This is a genomic window from Paenibacillus aquistagni (genome assembly GCF_900177815.1).
GTDB classification, from domain to species: Bacteria; Bacillota; Bacilli; order Paenibacillales; family Paenibacillaceae; genus Paenibacillus_B; species Paenibacillus_B aquistagni.
The window spans coordinates 76,406-96,293 of the sequence record NZ_FXAZ01000006.1; the positions used below are offsets into that span (position 1 = coordinate 76,406).

Consider the following 19,888-nt stretch of genomic DNA (forward strand, 5'->3'; position numbering starts at 1 on the left):
ATTCACAGCAGAAGCGTAATAGAACAACTGCAAACAGTATGATGATATTGAAGAGCAGCTTAATCATGGCATAAGCACAAAACGCATCCCCTTCTCACTCTAGGAGAACCATCTCCAGCTTGAAGTGAGGCGGGATGCGCTTTTTGTGTTTCTTTTACCTATTCGTATCGTTCATGTCATGACGAATGCCGATGTCTCGCAGCAGGACCGTTCCTTGCGCTGTCTTGTCGAAGACAAAGCGAATCTGCCGCAGCTCGCTAGGGCTGAAGCGTGGGTTGGCTCTGGTCAGCTTGTTCATGGGAATCGTGAAGTTTTGGAAAATCGGCTCTTTCGTCGGCACGATGGACGACAGCGGCCATTTGACGATATGGCCCTCCAGCATTGGCAATAGTGCAGCCTGGCTGCTTAGCGGCAGGGAAGCGATATTGCCCTTGTTATCGACAGCTTGAATTGTCAGATCGATCAAGGCATCCATATCTAGTGAGCTCTCTTTATTGTCGTCTCGATCAGCCATGGCAAATACAAGTGCGCTGTGATCTGCAATATTCAGCTCATGCTTATCGGGCAGCACAATGGTATAAGCAGGAGGGGAGGAGGCTGCTTTGCGATTCCAGCCCAGCCGGACAGCGCTATACAGGTTAGTCGCATATTTCATTTTGACCTTCTCTTCCTTCCATACTTGCAACTGCTCTCCGATCAGCTTGCCGCCTTCCAGTGTGGTCGTGCCTAGATCAATATCCTCATCGAAGCTGCTGATGCCCATTGTGTGTGCATCCCAATAATTGCTGATATACATCGTGTCAGGCAGCCACTCTCGTGCATGCCCAAGGCTTTGGAATACGCTGCGATATTCGTCGCGGCCTTTAAGGGTGGATTCCAAGAAGGAGGAGATGATGACCTTCGTGGCTTGCAGCTGCTCCTCCTGCGATAACAGCTGGGCGGTATTGTACAGCTTGTTGCCGAAGCCGACACTGTCTACGCTGCCCCATTCTGTATTGAATTGGCCGTGGTTAGCCCCGTATATATAGACCGAGGCCTTATAATCATCGCTTGGCTCTGTAAAGCCAATTCGGCTGTACTGGCTCGCACCATCGAATGAGCTTACATCCATATCATGCGCCCCATGGATCGCTAGATAGCTAATGTCATTCAGCGGCGTTGATTGGCCAGCCGGCTTATATTGTCCATCGGTGCCGGCAATGGAGATGATCGCCTGAATGCCGAAGTTGTAATCAAAGGCAATATTGCCGTTATCCGGTGAGGCTGTAAGCTCGTTGTAGGCGGCTGCGATGGCGACGGCTTCGCCTCCGCGTGAATGGCCGATCAACGCAATGTTATTCATATCGACCTTGCCGTAGAACGGATTGTCTTTTGCTGTCGCCCACTCCTGCCAGGCCTTCAAATGCTCCAGCATGAGCCAGCCGCGGGCCGAGTTGTCATTTTGCAGCACGCTCAGGATAAAGAGGTCGTCATATGGCGAGGTATTCAGGAAGTTCTCATCAATGGACACGAAGATGTATCCTCTGCTCGCCAGCAGCTCGCCCAAATAAGCATAGCCGGGATCGGAATAATCCGTAGCGAGATGATTGCCATGGACGGTAACCACCAATGGGAATGGACCATCGCCCTCTGGGTACCAGACCGTTCCATTCAGTGCCATTGCATCGGGCCCGAAGCCGAAGGTTCTGGTTCGAAGGGAGGACCAGTTGCTGATAAATGCGGAGCCGTCCACCTGCTTGGTGATTAGCGAGTCTGGCGCATTGAATGCCTTGCGATAGCTGTCTTGGCTGCCATAGGTGAGCGTACGGACCTTGTATTCACCCTGCTCTGCTGGATTGCTCAGCTTGGCAGCATGCTGTTCCGCTGCTATCTGATCAGCAGGTATTATCGCCTGCAGCCGGTAGGGCTTCGGCAATTGTTCATTGCCTTCGCTAAAGAGCCAGAAGCCGCCAATAACAAGATAGATTAGCGCCGCTCCGAAGCTTATGGAGGCGAAGATGACAGACCTCTTGTTGGCCCCGCGATAGCTGCCGACAAAGAATCGATACACGACCATGCCGACGATGGAAAACGCCACGATGATGGACAATGATACGGCGAACATTAACGGAGGAGGTCCGACAAAGCAGATGATGAGCAGGCATAGTGATGCAAGCACCAGCCAGATGTAGCGGGTGGGCATCTTTTTCGCCCAATGAATAAGAGCAGCACTCATTCCCGTCAGCAGCACAATCGAGATCAGGGAGACGACGGTTCCGAGCAGATAGTCGCCGAAGCCCCTTGAACCAAGCAGTGCATATCCTTGGACAAAATAAAAGCACAGCACAGCAGCCCCAAGCATCAGAGAGGCACCCTTCCAGCCAGGCGTCAGTGGTGCGAGCCGTTTCAAAGGATGGAAGAGGCGCGACAATCGGAAGCGGGCGCGTTTTTTTTCTTGCAAGATTGGATTTGTCATGTATATCCCTCTTTCTGTATGGTCATCAAACCTCAAGCACCGTTTGGCAAGTTGAGTGTAAGGATTCTTTTGTTTCTCGATGTCTCCATACTTAAATTAACCTTACATGGAAGGATATTCAACGCAATATTTTATATTTTACGCTCGATCTGAAAAAGAAATGAAGCATTGGTATGAATACGATTCATAAGAGGGTGATGATCGGACGAGGTTCGTGCTGATTCTACCGAAGGAAGGAGGCGTCATTTAACGAGGTGGCCTCCGAAGAGTGAAAGGATAAAGAGGGGCAATGAAGCTCGCCCCTATCGTTCAATATGAATAATCATAAAGGCTACAATCAGAATTCTACGCCGCGCACCTTTGAGAAGACCATGGTGTTTCTCAGCCCTCCTTGGCAGTCTGCATTGTCCTTGCGCAGGACGCCCTCTAAGGTAAACCCGCAGCGTGTTGCAACTTGGGCGCTGCGCACATTGCGCTCATCGCAGCGAATCTCGAGGCGATTGGCCTGCAGCTCACGGATGGCGAAGTCCGTAATGGCATGTACGGCTTCCGTTACATAGCCTTGTTTTGCGCAGGAGGTGCGCACCCAGTAGCCGATCTCGAAACGGCGCGCCTCCCAGTCCAAGCGGTGCAGGCCGCTGCTGCCGACGATGCGGCCCGTATTTTTGTCGATGAGCAACAAGCGGAGATCCTTGCGCTCTAGGAATTCCAGCCGGGATTGCCGAATGCCCGATTCTGATTCCTCGATGGAAGGTAGGCTTTGTGCCCATGGCATCCATGGGCGCAGCTCCTCGATGCTTTCATGAACGGCTTCGTTTAGCGCAGTCCCATCTTCCCATAAAGGAGCGCGTATGAGCAGTCGCTCGCTTTCGAATTGTTCGGGGAAATCAAGCATAATCGGGTTGATTGATTGTATACGCATGTCCTCATCTCCAAGAAAATATTTCCGTCTACCATATCACACTGCCGATCCTCTTATCAAGGACAGAAATGCGGCTGTAATCAGCATGTATTGCTGAACGAATTAGGCCTAATGAACTTGCGTTCTCAGCAAGAAGCCTTGATTGCTGCAACCCGCAAGCGGCTGGTATCGATCATCCATTGACCCTCGCTGTATAGGCGAGGCTTCAGCTTTTCCTCGATGGATACATACATCGCTTCCTTCTCAGCCGTCGATACGTCATAGAAGAAGTAGCGCTCGAAGGAGGTAAGCCATTGCCGAATGCCGACACCTCCCTTAAGCGGAGAGTGCTTGTCGAAGTGCTCGGCGAATCGAACGCGGAAGCCGATCTGCTCAAGGAGACTTGTGTATTCTCCGATCGTAGGAAGATACCATGGCAGTCTTCCAGACCAATCATAGCCGCGAACTTCAAGCTCTTCTTGAATCGCGGTGGTGATGATTGCGACGTTGCCGCAGCCGGCGAATTCGGCTGCGAAGCGGCCGCCCTCTCGCAGCGCGAGCCAGATGGAGCGGGCGACGGATTCAGCATCCGTGATCCAATGCAGGGCTGCGCGGGAAAATACGGCATCATAGGCAATAGGGGAGCGATATTGGCATGCATTTTCGACGTGAAAATCAAGCCCGGGGTGTTGCTGCTTCGCTCGGGTTATCCATTCGCCAGACAGATCGATGCCTGTAGGGATGGCGCCGGCACCCGCGATTGCGGCAGTCAGGTCGCCATTGCCGCAGCCGACGTCTAGAATTCTTTCGCCAGATTGTGGATCTAGAAGAGCCAGGACCTCGGCAGCAAGCGAAGGGCTCGATCCTTTTGCAGAATGATTGGTATCTTGGTTCAAGGAATGAGAAGGAAATGGATTCATGGCATATACTCCTTTAATGTTTCGGATTAAATTGGATAGCTTGTAACTGAAAAATAATGAATGTAGAAAGAAGATTGCATTCACATAAGCCTTAACGCGCAGCCCATAGCTCCTCGCTCAGATCAGCTACGACAGCCATCGCGGCTTTGCTGCCAGAAGCTGCGGCATATATCAGCTGAGAAGGCATGACATAGGCTGAATCTCCTGCGGCATATACACCTGCTGCAGTTGTTCTGCCGGAGGCATCGATGACGATTCCTCCTTGATCTGTCGTTTGGCAGCCGAGTGCTTGCTTAAATCTGGCATTGGGGCTTAGCAAAGGGTCAACGAACCCTCCACTTCGTGCAAGCTGTGTTCCATCCGCAAAATGGACGTGCTCCAGCCGGCCGTTCTGTCCCGATAACGCTGTGATAAGCGTGTCTATGACGGGTATGCCTTTCATTGCAAGCTGCTGCCGATCTTCAGCAGCAAGGGGGGCGCTGCCATGGGTGCACAGCACGATATCCTGACTCCAATTAAGCAGGAGCTTCACCTTGTGGAACACTTGAGGGTGGTCGGATATGACGACAAGCTGCTGCCCTCTAAGCTCCCAGCCGTCGCAGAAGGGGCAGTTAAATAAACTGCTTCCATAGAAGTCGCGGATTCCTGTAATGGCAGGCAATGTCTCCTTCAGGCCTGCCGACAGGATGATTCTACGGGCTTTGACAAGCTGACCCTTGGCATCATGCAGAGTGAAGCTATCTTTATTTCTCTGAATGCTGGTTACCTCAGTATTCCAATGCTGGACAGAAGGATAGCTTAGCACCTCTTCATAGGCGATTCGGCGAAATTCGGCTGGCTTGATCCCATCTCTGGTAATAAAGCCGTGAGAAGCGTGAGTGACTCCGTTTCTTGGCTGACTGTTATCAAATAGTGCTACACTTCGTCTCGCTCTGCCCAACACCAAGGCGGCATTAAGTCCCGCCGGCCCACCGCCCACGATGGCGCAATCATATGTCTTCAATAGAAACCCCTCCATTGTCATTAATATAGATATTAAAGATATATTATATCCTTAATTAATCAAAGGAATAGCAACACCTGTGCAAGCACAAGGCATTGCTGTTTATTTGGCAAGATCGATAAGCTTCGTATTCTTCAAATGCTGCTCCATCGCTTCCTCAGCGGACAGCATCACCTGATGAATCACGCAGCGTTCATCTCCGCTGCCGCAGCATTCAAACAGGGAGGTCGTGCCTTCCAACGCATGGATGATATCCAAAAAGGAAATATCCTCTTTCTTGCCCTTGACTCGGTAGCCTCCATTGGCACCCGAAGCGGACTCAACCAGGCCGGCTTTGACGAGCTTCGTCAGTATTTTCGACAGATAGGTAGGGGATACGCCCTGCTTCTCAGCAAGCTGCTGTACCCCAACTGGTCGATCCGGCGCAATGGCAATGAGATAAAGCATCGTGTGGAGGGCATAGTTCGTTGCTTTTGAATACTTCATCGTTATTCCTCCAATTACGGACTTCGTGTGTCTATGATAACGATAATGTTGATGGTGTGTCAAGTTGAAACACATAAAGAATGGAGAAGTGCATGTCGGACGGGTCATGAAATAGACTCTGTTCTATTTTTAAAAATGCTTAGATGAAGAATAATGGCATTGAAAGGCGTCCGCTTTCTCATCAATAGAAAACGCCTGAGCTCAAATGAGCCCAGGCGCTTGTCTAGCGAATACCATTTCATACCCTATAACATATATAAGTGCTTCGTTCTGAGTATCTACATGCCGTAGTGGAGATCCAGCCTGTGAACAACCTGTGTTCATACGCTGCTGTTCATCTTGAAATGGCCTTGAATGGTTTTCTTATTGTCCTTTTACAAAATTAGCCGCTTTAATGCCTGCTTGATGGCCGAAAATGATGATGTCTGCAACGGAGTTGCCGCCGATACGGTTTTGACCGTGCAAGCCGCCTGTAACCTCGCCTGCTGCAAACAAGCCAGGAATGGCTTGGCCGTCTTTGTTCAACACTTCAGTGTTCGTGTTGATCTTCACACCGCCCATTGTATAGTGAATCCCTGGAGCGATCTTGATCGCGTAGAATGGTCCTGCGGACAAGTCGTGCTCCATGCCTGTTGTTCTGCCGAATTGAGCATCCTTTTTGTCAGCAACAGCTTTATTGTAAGTGTCCAACGTTGCTTGAAGCTGATCTGCAGGAACGTTGATTTCTTTAGCTAGAGCTTCAATGGAATCGCCTTGAACGACAAAGCCCATTTCCTCATACTTTTGAATCGCTTTAGCGCGGGATTTCACGCCGGAGTCAAAGACAAGATAAGCTGCTTTTTCAGGAAGCTTATTAATCGCTGCTGTTACATTATCGCGAGTATCCAATTCATTTACAAAGCGTGTGCCTTCATTGTTAACGAGGATCGCACCTTCACCGCGAACCGCTTCACCGATGAGGTAGGATTTCTCTTGTTGTACAGTAGGGTGAACCTGGATTTGATCCATATCAACGGTTACGCCGCCAAGCTTCTCAATCATGGAAATACCGTCGCCTGTGCTGCCTTCTTGGTTCGTTGTGACAAGACCTTCAAGATCAGGGCGCACTTTAGAGATCATATCCATGTTTGCGCCATAGCCGCCTGTTGTGATGATGACAGCATCCGCGGAAATCGTTTTTTCATCTTTATCATTGATCAGGACTTTAACGCCGTTGACCTTGCCGTCCTTCTCCGTAATTTCAGTTACATTTGCATTAACGAACAAAGGAATTTCTTTGCTCAGTACATTTTTCACGAGGCCATTAACGAGATATTGACCTACTGCGGAGCCGTCTTCTGGACGGTGAGTACGCTTCTCGCTCATGCCGCCTGTAATCGTAAGGTTGTTCAAGCGAATGCCGATGGAATCAAGCCATTCGATCGAGTTAGCAGAGTTGTCTACGAAGAAGCGAAGCAGCTCTTTATCGTTAGTGTCATGGCCGCCCTTCAAGGATTCTTCATAGAAGGCGTCGTTGCTGTCTGTAATGCCTTGCGCCTTCTGGAACTTGGTCTCCGAAGCATTCATGCCGGAAGAGGACTTCATTGTGTTCCCGCCGGCCATCGGCATTTTTTCCAGAACGACTGGGTTCATGCCTTTTTCTTTGGCTTCAAGCGCAGCTGTCATTCCAGCACCGCCTGCACCGACAATGATAATATCATATTTATCTTGCAGCTGATCAATAGGGGTGTACTCCACTTTGGAAGCTCCTGATACAGCTTCAGTTTCCTTGTTTTCTGCTGGTTTTTGATCGCCTTGGCTTTCTGGCTTGCTGTCTGTTCCGCCGCCGCATCCTGCGATGACGAGCATGAACGTAAGCACGAGCACAAGCATGGCTGACATTTTCTTTTTCATGATAGACCCTCCACTTTTCTGTAAACTTTCATAGATGAACATAAATAGAGTCGCCAAATACGAGAGCAAAGGCATGAGCGAGCAGAAAAGGAACAAGAAACGAAGTACTCCTTTATCTGCGTGCAGCACTTGTGATTGCTTCTCCAGCTGTGACGGTTATTTGGTTCTCTTTAATTTTAATCTATTTGCCCCATATGTATTGTGATATTATTCACAATATAAGAATTTTTCTCTTAGAATACGCTGGTAATATCAGGGGGTGATGGCGATGACAGGTTTATTTATGTTTTGTACAATTATTAGTAATAATAACTTGATTTTTAGATAAAGATCGTTTAAAACAGTTCTGAGAATCATTGCAGTTAGGACGATAAGTAGTAGATATTGTCAAGAATATGGAGTCGTGATCATTTTTTTATGGGTAAGGGATGTTAATAATTGTGAAATATGGGGGGCAAGTTTGAAGTAATCACTGGGGAATGTTATAATTGGGAAAAATTATAAGAATAGGAGGCTTGTGGTGGGATGAGTGATCGTATGAAATATAGAGGTTTGAAGATTATATTTGCAGTCACGCTTGTTTTAATGACTATTATCATAATTAATAATGTGGATGAGGCTTCGGCACAGACTAAATCTTTTGAGAGATCGGAAGAGAGAGTTAAATCCATCCAAGCAGCTTCCGAAAGATATTTCACATCCATTATGCATTCGAATCACTCTGATGGTACGCCATTAGTTGGATTTAATATAACAAACATTGAAGAAGTAAGCAGAAATGAAGCAAAAATTAAAGTTGTCCTAACTTATGGAGATGGTCTGGGTGATACTCCAGAAACGGAGTATCGCTTGAGATTATCTAGCGGCCAGTATGAAGTACAACAGCAGATTAATGTTTTTAAGCTTGATGCTCGAACAAATAGCTTCTCTAATGATGTCATATCAACACCAGGAAATCCAAGTGCCAATTCGTACTCTGTACAAACACAAAAGAATTAATTTTATATGAATTATGTTTTAACTTGAGATGAAAAAACATTTCTATAATTTATGACACGGCCATTACTCTGGTAAAGTGAGAGATGGTCGTTTTGTTTTTCTATGGACGACTGTCGGACTTAGAAAGGATAATCTAATTGATATTTCACTTTGAAGATATGAGGTCTGAATATATTATTGCATATATGCTGGAATGTAAGACAAGTGATTATATTTTACCTGACCCATTAAAAGTAAAACACCTTCAAGATAACTAGCGACTAGTTATCTTGAAGGTGTTTTGATTATTACAGCAAACTTTTCAATCCTAACACTTGACTTAATTAGCTTGTACCGTGTTGTGTTCTATTTATTCATATACATTTCCTGAAACGAATCCTGTTGCATTACTGTAAGATCTAATTGCTACAATACGATTTGATCCAGTAGGAACGTTTGAAAGATATGAATTAAACCAAGTCCCGTTTTTAGGAACATCCCCAGTGATCAGATCACCAAAACGAAGGTCTATTACTGATCCGCCGGATAGTTTTTGAGCAACACCATACTCGATTGCTAAATCATGTGGTCCTGAATTTTTTTCTTGATAACCATTAAAAGTTAAATTTGTTTTAGTGTTTTCCCACGTTTTACCTGATAAATACAATGTTGTATACCCTCCACCGGATACATTCGAAGTGTTATATTCTGCATAGTATGACCCTTGTATAACTGCTCTAGGTGATATTTGTGATGATTTTGAGTCGTCTAATATATAATTTCCATATGTAACTTGACCAAAATTAGGCGAATCAGGATTGCCATCAAAGCCCATAAATTGTTTGATGACATTATACTTTCCATCTTGAAGTACAACTGAATATGGGGCTGGTTCAAGTTCAAGAGTATCTTTATAAGTTAATTTCACTAAGAACTTAGAGTAGTTATCTTCTTTAGCTATCGTTGATACAATTTTATAATTAATTAAAGGAGTGCCTTCAGCTCCATTAGAGCTTTTGTCTATTATTTCTTCAAAATAATTTTGTAGAACCTTTTCTGGACATCATGGACTCTATTGACCTTATCACGAGCAACGTTGTGATAAGGTTTTTTTATTCCCTATGAAAAAGATTATATATCACTCTATTTTAATCTTTTTCCTAAAATTCTATTGAATTATTATGCACGAAGTTGTATATTACAATTTAATTAACGTTAATTAAGTACGGAGAGTGAGAATATTCATGACCAGAAACAAGTTGAAGGAAGCGGCAATGCGGCTGTTTGGCGAGAAGGGATACGAGGGCACGGCGCTCTCGGAGATCGCGAAGGAGGTCGGCGTCAAGACTCCAGCAATCTACGCCTTTTTTGAGAATAAAGAGGATTTGTTCATGACCGTCTTCCGCGAGGCAATGGGATCTTACAACAGCTACATTCAGGCGTTGTCAGGAGAGCATAAGGAGCTAAGCGCGAAGGACAGCCTGTATCAAATTCTGACGAGACAGTATGCGTTCTATCAACAGAGCAGGGAAGCCAGTCTTATTGTGCTAAGATACGTTATCTTTCCGCCGGCTTTCTTAAAGGAAACGATAGAAGAAGCCTTTCTTGAATCAGACAAGCTGCTGACGAATGTGATCGAGCAGCTGATCAAGAAGGGAATAGAAGAGGGAGATATTCGTGAACAGCCGATACCGCTGCTTGCCGATGCCTTTCTCAACTTGATGGATGGACTGAGCATGCAATATTTCTATTACACCTCCAAAGAGGTTTATGAGCGCAAGCTGAACCATGCATTTACGATGTACTGGAGCAGCGCCAGCTCATAAGGACAATCATGACGAATTAGCAGCAGGGGGATGGGAGCATGACGGAAGCAGGTCAGGTGAAGAGCAGTGAGTTGAATACACAGGATTATGAAAGAGAGCCCGTTCCGCAGCATATGCGCAAAAGATGGCTGTCCATGGCGCTCGTCTGGATTGCGATTGGGATCGATCTGTCGGCTATGTTTCTTGGAGCGGAGCTAGGCAATGGCATGAATCTGGCCGATTCGCTGACGGCGACGATGATCGGGTCTTTCATTCTAGGGATTATCGGGGCGTTGTGTGCGTATGTGGGGGCGAAAACAGGATTGTCTACCTCGATGATCAGCCGTTTCTTGTTCGGTAATGTTGGCGCACGCATCGTGTCTGTTGTGCTTGGAATCTTCTCGCTTGGTTGGTTCGGGGTACAGGTGGGCTTCTTTGCCTCGAATATGCAGACCGCGTTTTTGAATTTGTGGGGGATGGATTTGTCCTTGGGACTGCTCTCCTTTATCGGCGGCATGCTGATGATGTCGACGGCGATCTGGGGCTATCGTTCCATTGAACGATTAAGTGCCTGGTCAGTGCCGCTGCTCGTTATCTTTATTGCCATTGCTATCTTTACAGCCTTTCATGCCAACGGGACGGCTGCGATCTGGGAGCCGATCAGCGGTTCGCCGATCCCAATGGGCACCGCGATCTCGCTTGTCATCGGGATCTTTATCGTTGGCACGGTGCTGTCTCCTGACATTGCGCGCTGGGCACGTACGCCTATGCATGCGATCACGGCCGCTTTCATTGGCTTTTTTGTCGGAAACAGCTTTATGACGGTCATCGCGATCTTCTTGTCTCGTGTGATGGACTCCGATGATCTGACGAATATTTTCCTTGCGCTAGGTCTTGGACTGCCCGCTATTATTGTGCTGACGCTTGCGCAGTGGACCACGAATACTAGCAATCTGTACTCGGCATCGCTCGGCTTCTCTGTCGTATTCCAGCGTGTTCCGAAGAAGCTGATTACCGTTGTGGCAGGTGTGCTTGCAACAGTGCTGGCTGTAGCCGGGATCTATGATAAGTTTTTGACTTTCTTGAATATCATCACGATGTTCGTCTCTCCCATTGGGGGGATCTATACAGCGGAGTTTCTGCTTGTGGATCGCAAAAAGTTTACCTTCGAGGGGCTTGATCGCAATAAAAATTGGGTCGTTCGCTCACTGGTGGCATGGGTTGCGGCAACATGCTTCGCGTATATGACCACTCCGGCTCCAGATGGATTCGGATGGTTCCAATTGACGAGTGTTCCAGCGCTAGACGCCTTTATTTTTGCCTTTATCGTACAGTGGATCGTCGGCAAGATCATGACGAAGAAAGGATAACAACATGACTAACTTCAAGCTAACTGAACTAAATGAGCAAGCGGTTCAATATATTGCAGTGGGTGCAGCCGTACTTGGCACAGGCGGAGGCGGCGACCCGCATATCGGCAAATTGATGGCGCTGCAGGCCATTCGTAAATACGGTCCTGTCCGTGTTGTAAGCCCAGAGGAATTAGAGGACGATGCGCTTGTTGTTCCGCTATCCATGATTGGCGCACCTACGGTCATGAATGAGAAGATTCCATCGGTGGAGCAGATGACCAAGCCCTTGGAGCTGATTGAGAAGGAACTCGGACGCAAGGTCAGTGCGATTATGCCAATCGAAGTCGGAGGCGGCAACTCGCTCGTTCCGGTTATCGCGGCGGCTGAGCGCGGCATTCCGCTGCTGGATGCGGATGCGATGGGACGTGCATTCCCTGAGTCTCAAATGGTAACCTTCTACCTGGACGGTATTGATTGCAGTCCGATTACGATGGCCGATGAGCGCGGCAATGGCGTGCTCATGCATGCGATTGACGGCGTATGGGAAGAGCGGATGGCTCGCGCGATTACAATCCAGATGGGCGGTTCCGCCTCCATCTGCGATTATCCGGTAACTGGCGCGCAGGTGAAGGCGAGCGCCATCCCGCATACGCTGACGCTCGCGTATGAGATCGGCAAGATCCTATACGAGTCCAAGGATCAAAAGCAGAATCCGATCGAAGAGATGCTGAAGCATCTAAACGGTTATGCTCTGTTCCATGGCAAAGCGGTAGATATCCGTCGCCGCACCGAAGGCGGCTTTACACGCGGCGAAGCAGTATTTGAAGGGACGGATGAGCAAAAGGGACGCACGATGCGCTTGTTTTTCCAAAATGAATTCCTGCTTGCGACAGAGGACGGCGAATCGCTAGCGGTAACGCCTGACCTGATCTCGCTGCTTGACCAAGATACCGGCATGCCGATCACGACGGAGAATCTGAAATACGGAGCACGGGTAACGGCTGTAGGCTTCCCCTGTGATCCGAAATGGCGTACGCCGAAGGGACTTGAGACCGTCGGACCGCAGTATTTTGGCTATGATGCGCCTTATGTGCCGATTGAGCAGCTGACTGCAGAGAAAGGGGGAGCACAGTAATGTCTCTTACGAATACAAAAATGATGAGCAGCGAGGAAATCTATCGCATTGGAATTGATGTCGGCGGGACCAATACGGATGCTGCCCTGCTCGATTCGAAGCTGCACACTATTCATACGGTAAAAGTGCACACGACGCGCGATGTCAATGAAGGCATTGTAGAGTCGATCCGTCGGCTGATTGAGGAAAGTGGGGTCAATCCCGCGCAGGTGCGCTATGCCATGCTTGGGACGACACATTGTACGAATGCGATTGTGGAGCGCAAGCATCTTGGCAAGGTCGGCTTGATTCGCATTGGTGCGCCGGCAACGACATCGGTGCCGCCGCTAGCGGACTGGGATGAGACGCTGAAGGCGGCTGTTGGGCAGCATGCTTATATTGTGCATGGCGGCTATGAATATGACGGCCGCACGATCGTTGCGTTGAATGAAGCAGAAATTATAGGCTGCTTGGAAGTGATGAAAGGCGAAGTCAGCGCTGTCGCGATCTGTGGCGTGTTCTCGCCTGTGAATACCTCGCAGGAGAAGCGGATTGAAGAGCTTGCCAAGCAGGTGCTTGGCGAGGATATGCCGATCACGCTCTCTCATGAGATCGGAAGCATTGGCCTCCTTGAGCGTGAGAATGCAGCGCTGTTGAATGGAGCGCTGCTGAATGTCATCGCAGGCGTGGTGAAGGGCTTCGAGGAGGCGCTTCACGGATTCGGCATTGATGCAGGCGTCTATATCTGCCAGAATGACGGGACGCTGATGCGCAGCGAATATGCGCTTCGCTACCCGATTCTGACCATCGCCTGCGGACCGACGAACTCGATTCGCGGTGCCGCGCACCTGTCGGGCTTGAACAATGCCCTCGTGGTCGACATTGGTGGCACGACAACGGACATCGGCGTCCTCTCGCAGGGCTTCCCGCGCCAGTCCTCCGCCGCGGTGGAGATCGGCGGCGTGCGCACCAACTTCCGCATGCCGGACATCTTGTCCATCGGCATCGGCGGCGGCACGATCGTGCGCGTGGATGCTGCGGAGGACCGTGTCACCGTCGGTCCAGACAGCGTCGGCTATGAGCTCTTGAAGCGCGGCCGCATCTTCGGCGGCGATACGCTCACGGCAACGGATGTAGCGGTGAAGCTTGGCCGCTACACGTGGGAAGGCGCGAAGACAGAGGAGCTGGATGAGGCGATCTGTCAGCGGGCTGATGCGATCATGACGCAGGATATCGAAGATGCGATTGATCGCATGAAGACGAGCGCTGAACCGGTCGACGTCATTCTCGTTGGCGGCGGCAGCATCCTTGTCAGAGACAAGCTGGAGGGCGTCGCGCAGATCGTGAGACCCGCTCATTATGATGCGGCCAATGCGATCGGGGCAGCGCTTGGCGAAGTCAGCGGCGAGACAGAGCGCATCTACTCGCTTGATGAGATGACATATGATCAGGCGATGGAGGATGCGAAGCGCAACGCGATTGAACAGGCCGTTCTGGCCGGCGCAGTCCGCGAGACGGTGCAGATCGTGCTGTCGGAGGATATTCCGATTGCTTATCTGCCGGGCAATGCACTGCTGGTGAAGGTGAAGGCAGCAGGACGATTGTAGAATAAGAATAGCAAGGTCTGCATGAAGGGAATCACGCTCTTCGTGTAGACCTTATTTGTGTTTGGATGGGTAATTAAGTGACGATACGATTCTGGTCTCCGTAGTAGAGTCTACTTCATAAGCAACGCCACTCATAGGAATCTGTGAAACACGAAGAGAGGCTATTGCACCAAAAGGGGATCGCGAGCAGCTGTTTATATATTAATGATTTTGAAGATGAGGTATAATTTGTAATAGATTTGCACTGGTAGTGATAAAGACAGTGTGCGGCGGTTGGGTATAGCTGCTGTGAACTTGTCTAGAAAGGTTGATACGATGTCTTTATTTGACTATATTGCTTCTAGTAGAGAATTGCCGACTGGAGAGTTCGGCAGCAAGAGAAAAAGAGTAGAAGGCAGCGGTTCTAAAATTACGGTATTTCAGAATGAAGAGCATCCTTATATCCCCCTTGATATATTCTTGGGTCCGAAGCTGCAAATAAATGAGGAAGACATCGAAGTGTATAATTCCATGGCCGATATTGCCAGTATCGGTATTTCACATCTGCACGATGGGCTGCTGGCACAGATTAGGCATCATTTTACGCTTCCACATGTATACCAGTTGTATAGCAATTGGGGAGGACTTTCGTTTGATCCAGCATTTAAAAAATCATTTCCCAACGAATATCAAGCGAATGTGAAATGTTTCAAGGAGCTTATCAAGCTTATGCGTGATCATCGAGAGGCTGGAGATACATTTGAAATCTACTCCTGTTGGATTGGTGAGGAGCATGAGCCCAAAAAAGAAGCTCTATCGCAAATCATCGAGCTGGATACGGCAGATAGCCTGCAATCCTTTGAACTTAAGGATAAGCGATATATTCTGTTCCAATAAAAACGGTCAAGCTGCATTCAAGCCTGCCCTATGCAGCAGGTTATTCGACAGCGAGCTTCATAATGCGGCGATAGATAGGAAAGGACAACGATTACAATGGCGGACACCTTTGCGGGCAAGTATAGCCCGGAGTTTTTCAACCGATTTACGATACTCGTCAGCTCAAGCTGCGCATCCTTTAATTCCGATGAATTTCTACAATTCATTTATGATCAGGAGTGGGAGCAAAAAGCATTCAAACAGCGCATTCGGCATATCAGCCACGCTTTGCGTGCAACCTTGCCTTCGTCGTACCGTGAGGCTTTGTCGGTGCTGTTTGGCATTGCACCTCAGTGTACGGGTGTCGAATATTTATTCTTTCCTGATTTCGTAGAAGCCTACGGACAAGATGATTGGGAAGCCTCCATTCCGGCATTGGAGCGGTTCACACCTTATTCCAGCTCTGAATTCGCCGTTCGTCCCTTCATTGTGCAGGACCAAGCGCGAATGATGGATCAGATGCTTCGTTGGGCAGCGCATGAAGACCCTCATGTGAGACGATTAGCTAGTGAGGGATGTCGTCCACGCTTGCCTTGGGCGATGGCACTGGAAGCGTTCAAGGCTGATCCTGCTCCGATCTTCCCGATTCTGGAGGCGCTGAAGCAGGATGAATCCGTCTATGTACAGAAAAGCGTTGCAAACAATTTGAACGATATCGCCAAAGATCATCCAGCGCTCGTCAAACAGCTCGTTCGTGATTGGTACGGGGTGAACAAGCATACGGACTGGATTGTGAAGCATGGCAGCCGCACCCTGCTGCGAGCGGCGGATCCAGAGATGCTGTCTTTGTTTGGCTTTGAGACCTCGCCGGATGTGACGGTACAGGAATTGAAGCTCGACATGGCGTCGATTGAGATTGGAGAAACGCTCCCATTTTCATTTTCAATTCTAAGCCGTGCATCGGAAGCGCAGCAGCTGCGTATTGAGTATGCGATTGACTTTGTAAAAGCGAATGGCAAGACCTCGCGAAAACGATTTAAGATATCCGAGTATACGCTTGAACAAGGAAACAAAGCGTATGTGCGGAACCACTCATTTAAAGATTTAACCACGAGAAAGCATTATCCGGGCAAGCACCGCCTGGCTGTGATTATTAATGGAGTAGAGCTTGCCGCAGCAGACTTTGACGTGCACGCAGCCGCTCACACAACGAGATCATAGAGAGCTGAAGCTGGTCGTGTCAGCTCTAATTGTAAACAAGCCGTCAGTCAAGATAGCTCTTGACGTACGGCTTGTTTTAGCTGTCCTATTTAGCTGCGGAATGCCTCTGTATCTAGCAGGGTCAGAGCCTTAATCAAATGTAACGAGAAACAAGGGATATGAGCCTTCCCCTAAATACAAGCCCCACAACAACAAGGAAAAACGATTCACCATCCGCTGCATGACCTCCATTCCTATGGTTCTCTCATAGTAGATGTAAAGGAGCAGAGGAATGAAACGGCGAATCTATTAAGTGAAAGGCACAAACTTGTCCATAATCAAGGGGAAGGGAGTTGGGGAAGATGGAGAGCAAGAACACCTATGCAACGATTGACGCATATATTTCAGCAAGTTCACCTGAAATTCAAGAGACACTGCGTGCGCTTCGAACAGTCATTAGAGAGGCAGCGCCTGAGGCGAGAGAAAAGATCAGCTATCAAATGCCGACCTTTGAGCTTGATGGCAATCTCGTACATTTTGCCGCTTTTAAAAAACATATTGGCTTCTATCCTGCGCCTAGCGGTATCGCCGCTTTTCAAGAGGAGCTGAAGGGATATAAGCAGTCCAAAGGAGCGGTTCAATTTCCAAATGATCAGCCTTTGCCATATGATACGATTCGCAGAATTGTGCAGTATCGGGTTGAGGAAAATCGAGAAAAGGCCCAAGAAAAAATGAAAAAGAAAAAGCAGAAGTAAGGGTATGAATCCTGTTTCTGCTTTTACAAGAAGAGCCCCGTTATTTACTCATGGCTGTGAAAGAATCTATAAGCCGCAAACCTCTACGCTGCTTAGGCTCGCGGCACTTGTGCATTCGTATTCATCAATATAAGGGTCCCGATGCAGGGCATCCTGGAAAAGGATTAATATCTTGAATGGTGGCGAACGGATACTGCTTTGCTGCAAATTGGGTATGGTATAAATATTCCTGGATAACGACAACCCCGCCATTCATGCTGCACAGCACGCCACTGACGCCTTGACCATTCGCCAAAGATACGCCAACGGGCTGTCCCAACAGTCGAAGCGCCTTCTGATACCAGGGCGGCATAGGGCTTCACCTCCTTAGGCATTGTATGCAGATGTCGTGGGGAAGTGAATACGGGGAGATTGAACTTTCAAATATGAACGAATCTGAGCCAATATGTGAGTCCATGTTCAGCGCATCTCGTTTTGTATGACATTCATCATTGAACACACTTTACTTCTGTGCTTATTTCCAACATACTGAGAATAGACGGACGATAGTCTGTACAGGATAACAAGGATGAAGACGCTGCGGCGCTTGCCTTGTCGATAGGCTGCCAGGTTGTAAGCAATCTTTTTTCAGGTGAAGGAGATATGCTTTCAGGGCTTGGGAGGGAATGCCGTTCGACGTGTTGCGAGGACAAGCTGTATCATGTCGTTTTTATCCAGAGACTAGCTGCGAAGGGGAATGATCCATATGTTAAGCGAAAAGCTGCTTGCGAAGCTCAACGACCAAATGAACTATGAATTTTACTCTGCACAAGTATATTTAGCCATGGCGGCTTATTGTTCTTCCGAAAGCTTCGACGGGTTCGCGAACTTCTTTATCATGCAATCCGAGGAAGAAAAATATCATGGAATGAAGATCTTCCACTTTATTAATGCGTTAGGCAAGCGCGCCATTGTCACAGGCATGGAGGCGCCACAGAATGAATACAGCTCCCTGCTTGATGCTTTTGAGCATTCGTTCGAGCATGAGAAGACGGTGACGAAGCGAATTTATGAATTGTCGGACATTGCTTGGGACGAGCGCGAGCACGCGACGATCAACTTCCTCAAGTGGTTCATTGACGAGCAGGTTGAGGAGGAGGCGACCTTCGACAGCATCGTGCAGAAGCTGCGCCGCATCGATAATGACAGCAATGCCTTCTACATGCTTGATTCGGAGCTTGGGAAGCGCACCTTTACCCCGCCTGCTGGCGAGGCTTAATTACAGCGTACAATTAGAGAGCTGCCTGCACACCATGGTGCAAGGCAGCTTTTTTTATGCGTTGGTAATGATGAAAAAATCTAATATCTTATTTCAAATTTTAAATTATATATTGATATAATTTAGGATATATGTATAATAGTCCCTGTAAGCAATTGTAATTAATAGATTGAATTAGCATTAGGGGGAGGAACATGATTTGGAGTGACTTTATCGTACTATTTCTGAGTATTGTGTTTGGATATTCTGGAATCGTGAAGATCTTTTCGATAAGCAGCTTTAATGAGACGATCACCCAGCTTGGATTTTCACTGAGAAGCAGCAGGCCTATCGCCATAGCGATATGTATAGCTGAATGTTTAAGCGCTATTCTCTTGCTATTTGACGCTACGCAAGTTTATGGTCAGATTATCATGATTTTGCTTTCTCTAGGATTCCTCTGGTCAGTCTATCATGCCAATGTTGTGAAAAAGACGAAGATCCGCTGCAATTGCTTTGGGACAAGCAGTCACGAATATCTTGGGCTCATCACTGTTGTTAAGAATGTTATGTTTATCCTCCTCAATGCTTCAATGTTCTTGTCAGCAGCTTCCACCAGGCTTTTCTCAGGCAAGTTAGAAGAAACCATCTTGAACATCCTCATCATTTTCGGAATTCTCGTACTTTATCTACTCATCTCTAGTTACATCACCCTTCACAAAATGATAATTAGGAGGACAGAGTGATGAGTACACTCCATGTATCTATAGCTGTTCTTTATCTTTTATTCATTGTCGCCTCGTTATTTGTACTCAAACTTTTTCAGTATGTGAAGTCAGAAGGAGAACGCAAGCCAGCAAATCAAGAACGCACGGCGCCTCCTGATATTGGACTTGATATTGGTTCCATCCTACTGCTCGATTCGATGGAATCCTATGATCATGGAATGATACACTTTGATGATCATCGACCTCGATTACTTGCCTTTTCCATGGTAGGCTGCAAATCATGCGAAGATACCTATCAATCCTTGCAGCGTTTTGCGGAACTTCATCCGGATCTCCATATTTTACTCTTCTTGTTTGCTTTAGAGCAAGAAGAAGCGACTTCAACGATTCAAGAGAAGAAGCTTCATGACTTTCCTGTTGTATGGCTTCAAGAATCAATGCTGGATACATTCAAGGTTAAAAGCTTCCCGTTTGCTTATTTCATGTCCAATGAGAATGTCATCATCAACAAGCAAGTTGTTAACAACTATGAGCATTTGGAAGAGCTTGTAGATGTGATACCATCCTTGCCTATGAATCGAACAGCATAATTATGTATA

Annotated in this window: 19 protein-coding genes; 11 read left to right on the forward strand and 8 right to left on the reverse strand. The window is 47.8% G+C overall.

What is annotated here, in order from left to right:
- Window positions 1-154 precede the first annotated feature (154 nt).
- The 6 genes from B9Y93_RS18835 to B9Y93_RS18860 all read right to left on the reverse strand — a co-directional run bounded on the left by B9Y93_RS18835 (window position 155) and on the right by B9Y93_RS18860 (window position 7,658).
- Window positions 155-2,455 carry an alpha/beta hydrolase gene (locus tag B9Y93_RS18835; protein ID WP_085497002.1) on the reverse strand — a complete coding sequence of 767 codons (2,301 nt, stop codon included), beginning with the start codon at window positions 2,453-2,455 and terminating at the stop codon, window positions 155-157.
- Between the two features lie 337 nt (window positions 2,456-2,792).
- Window positions 2,793-3,377 carry a GNAT family N-acetyltransferase gene (locus B9Y93_RS18840; protein ID WP_085497005.1) on the reverse strand — a complete coding sequence of 195 codons (585 nt, stop codon included), beginning with the start codon at window positions 3,375-3,377 and terminating at the stop codon, window positions 2,793-2,795.
- Between the two features lie 125 nt (window positions 3,378-3,502).
- Window positions 3,503-4,276, reverse strand: a complete 774-nt coding sequence (locus B9Y93_RS18845; protein ID WP_085497008.1) for a class I SAM-dependent methyltransferase — start codon at window positions 4,274-4,276, stop codon at window positions 3,503-3,505.
- A 91-nt stretch (window positions 4,277-4,367) separates the two neighbouring features.
- Window positions 4,368-5,279, reverse strand: a complete 912-nt coding sequence (locus B9Y93_RS18850; protein WP_244903480.1) for an NAD(P)/FAD-dependent oxidoreductase — start codon at window positions 5,277-5,279, stop codon at window positions 4,368-4,370.
- 102 nt (window positions 5,280-5,381) lie between these two features.
- Window positions 5,382-5,765 (reverse strand): Rrf2 family transcriptional regulator, encoded by a 384-nt coding sequence (locus B9Y93_RS18855; protein ID WP_085497013.1) that lies wholly within the window; start codon window positions 5,763-5,765, stop codon window positions 5,382-5,384.
- Window positions 5,766-6,128: 363 nt separating this feature from the next.
- The gene (locus tag B9Y93_RS18860) at window positions 6,129-7,658 is read right to left on the reverse strand and encodes a flavocytochrome c (RefSeq protein ID WP_085497015.1); all 1,530 of its coding nucleotides are present in this window, start codon (window positions 7,656-7,658) and stop codon (window positions 6,129-6,131) included.
- Window positions 7,659-8,183: 525 nt separating this feature from the next.
- Between B9Y93_RS18860 and B9Y93_RS18865 the strand changes: the two genes are divergently transcribed.
- Window positions 8,184-8,657 (forward strand): hypothetical protein, encoded by a 474-nt coding sequence (locus B9Y93_RS18865; RefSeq protein WP_085497017.1) that lies wholly within the window; start codon window positions 8,184-8,186, stop codon window positions 8,655-8,657.
- A gap of 349 nt (window positions 8,658-9,006) precedes the next feature.
- Here B9Y93_RS18865 and B9Y93_RS24380 read toward each other — a convergent pair whose 3' ends face one another.
- The gene (locus B9Y93_RS24380) at window positions 9,007-9,564 is read right to left on the reverse strand and encodes a hypothetical protein (protein WP_139829191.1); all 558 of its coding nucleotides are present in this window, start codon (window positions 9,562-9,564) and stop codon (window positions 9,007-9,009) included.
- Window positions 9,565-9,880: 316 nt separating this feature from the next.
- Between B9Y93_RS24380 and B9Y93_RS18870 the strand changes: the two genes are divergently transcribed.
- The 7 genes from B9Y93_RS18870 to B9Y93_RS18900 all read left to right on the forward strand — a co-directional run bounded on the left by B9Y93_RS18870 (window position 9,881) and on the right by B9Y93_RS18900 (window position 17,324).
- Complete coding sequence (locus tag B9Y93_RS18870; protein ID WP_085497019.1) at window positions 9,881-10,462, forward strand: TetR/AcrR family transcriptional regulator; 582 nt, start codon at window positions 9,881-9,883, stop codon at window positions 10,460-10,462.
- Between the two features lie 38 nt (window positions 10,463-10,500).
- Window positions 10,501-11,811, forward strand: a complete 1,311-nt coding sequence (locus B9Y93_RS18875) for a cytosine permease (protein WP_085497021.1) — start codon at window positions 10,501-10,503, stop codon at window positions 11,809-11,811.
- 4 nt (window positions 11,812-11,815) lie between these two features.
- Window positions 11,816-12,928 carry an S-methyl thiohydantoin desulfurase family protein gene (locus B9Y93_RS18880; protein WP_085497023.1) on the forward strand — a complete coding sequence of 371 codons (1,113 nt, stop codon included), beginning with the start codon at window positions 11,816-11,818 and terminating at the stop codon, window positions 12,926-12,928.
- On the forward strand, window positions 12,928-14,514 hold the full coding sequence (locus B9Y93_RS18885) for an ROK family protein (protein ID WP_244903481.1): 1,587 nt from the start codon (window positions 12,928-12,930) through the stop codon (window positions 14,512-14,514). Before B9Y93_RS18880 ends, B9Y93_RS18885 begins: the two co-directional genes overlap by 1 nt.
- A gap of 288 nt (window positions 14,515-14,802) precedes the next feature.
- Window positions 14,803-15,390, forward strand: a complete 588-nt coding sequence (locus tag B9Y93_RS18890; RefSeq protein ID WP_139829192.1) for a hypothetical protein — start codon at window positions 14,803-14,805, stop codon at window positions 15,388-15,390.
- A 96-nt stretch (window positions 15,391-15,486) separates the two neighbouring features.
- Window positions 15,487-16,590 (forward strand): DNA alkylation repair protein, encoded by a 1,104-nt coding sequence (locus B9Y93_RS18895; protein WP_085497027.1) that lies wholly within the window; start codon window positions 15,487-15,489, stop codon window positions 16,588-16,590.
- A 341-nt stretch (window positions 16,591-16,931) separates the two neighbouring features.
- Complete coding sequence (locus B9Y93_RS18900) at window positions 16,932-17,324, forward strand: iron chaperone (protein WP_085497029.1); 393 nt, start codon at window positions 16,932-16,934, stop codon at window positions 17,322-17,324.
- 124 nt (window positions 17,325-17,448) lie between these two features.
- Here B9Y93_RS18900 and B9Y93_RS18905 read toward each other — a convergent pair whose 3' ends face one another.
- Window positions 17,449-17,676 carry a hypothetical protein gene (locus B9Y93_RS18905; RefSeq protein WP_085497031.1) on the reverse strand — a complete coding sequence of 76 codons (228 nt, stop codon included), beginning with the start codon at window positions 17,674-17,676 and terminating at the stop codon, window positions 17,449-17,451.
- A gap of 393 nt (window positions 17,677-18,069) precedes the next feature.
- Between B9Y93_RS18905 and B9Y93_RS18910 the strand changes: the two genes are divergently transcribed.
- The 3 genes from B9Y93_RS18910 (at window position 18,070) to B9Y93_RS18920 (ending at window position 19,879) form a co-directional block, all read left to right on the forward strand.
- Window positions 18,070-18,582: a ferritin gene (locus B9Y93_RS18910; RefSeq protein WP_085497034.1), complete on the forward strand. Its 513-nt coding sequence runs from the start codon at window positions 18,070-18,072 to the stop codon at window positions 18,580-18,582.
- A gap of 194 nt (window positions 18,583-18,776) precedes the next feature.
- Window positions 18,777-19,307, forward strand: coding sequence for a MauE/DoxX family redox-associated membrane protein (locus tag B9Y93_RS18915; protein WP_085497036.1), 531 nt, complete (start codon window positions 18,777-18,779; stop codon window positions 19,305-19,307).
- A complete protein-coding gene (locus B9Y93_RS18920) occupies window positions 19,307-19,879 on the forward strand; it encodes a thioredoxin domain-containing protein (protein WP_085497038.1) in 573 nt (190 codons plus the stop codon). The genes B9Y93_RS18915 and B9Y93_RS18920 overlap by 1 nt, the downstream gene beginning before the upstream one ends.
- Window positions 19,880-19,888 lie beyond the last annotated feature (9 nt).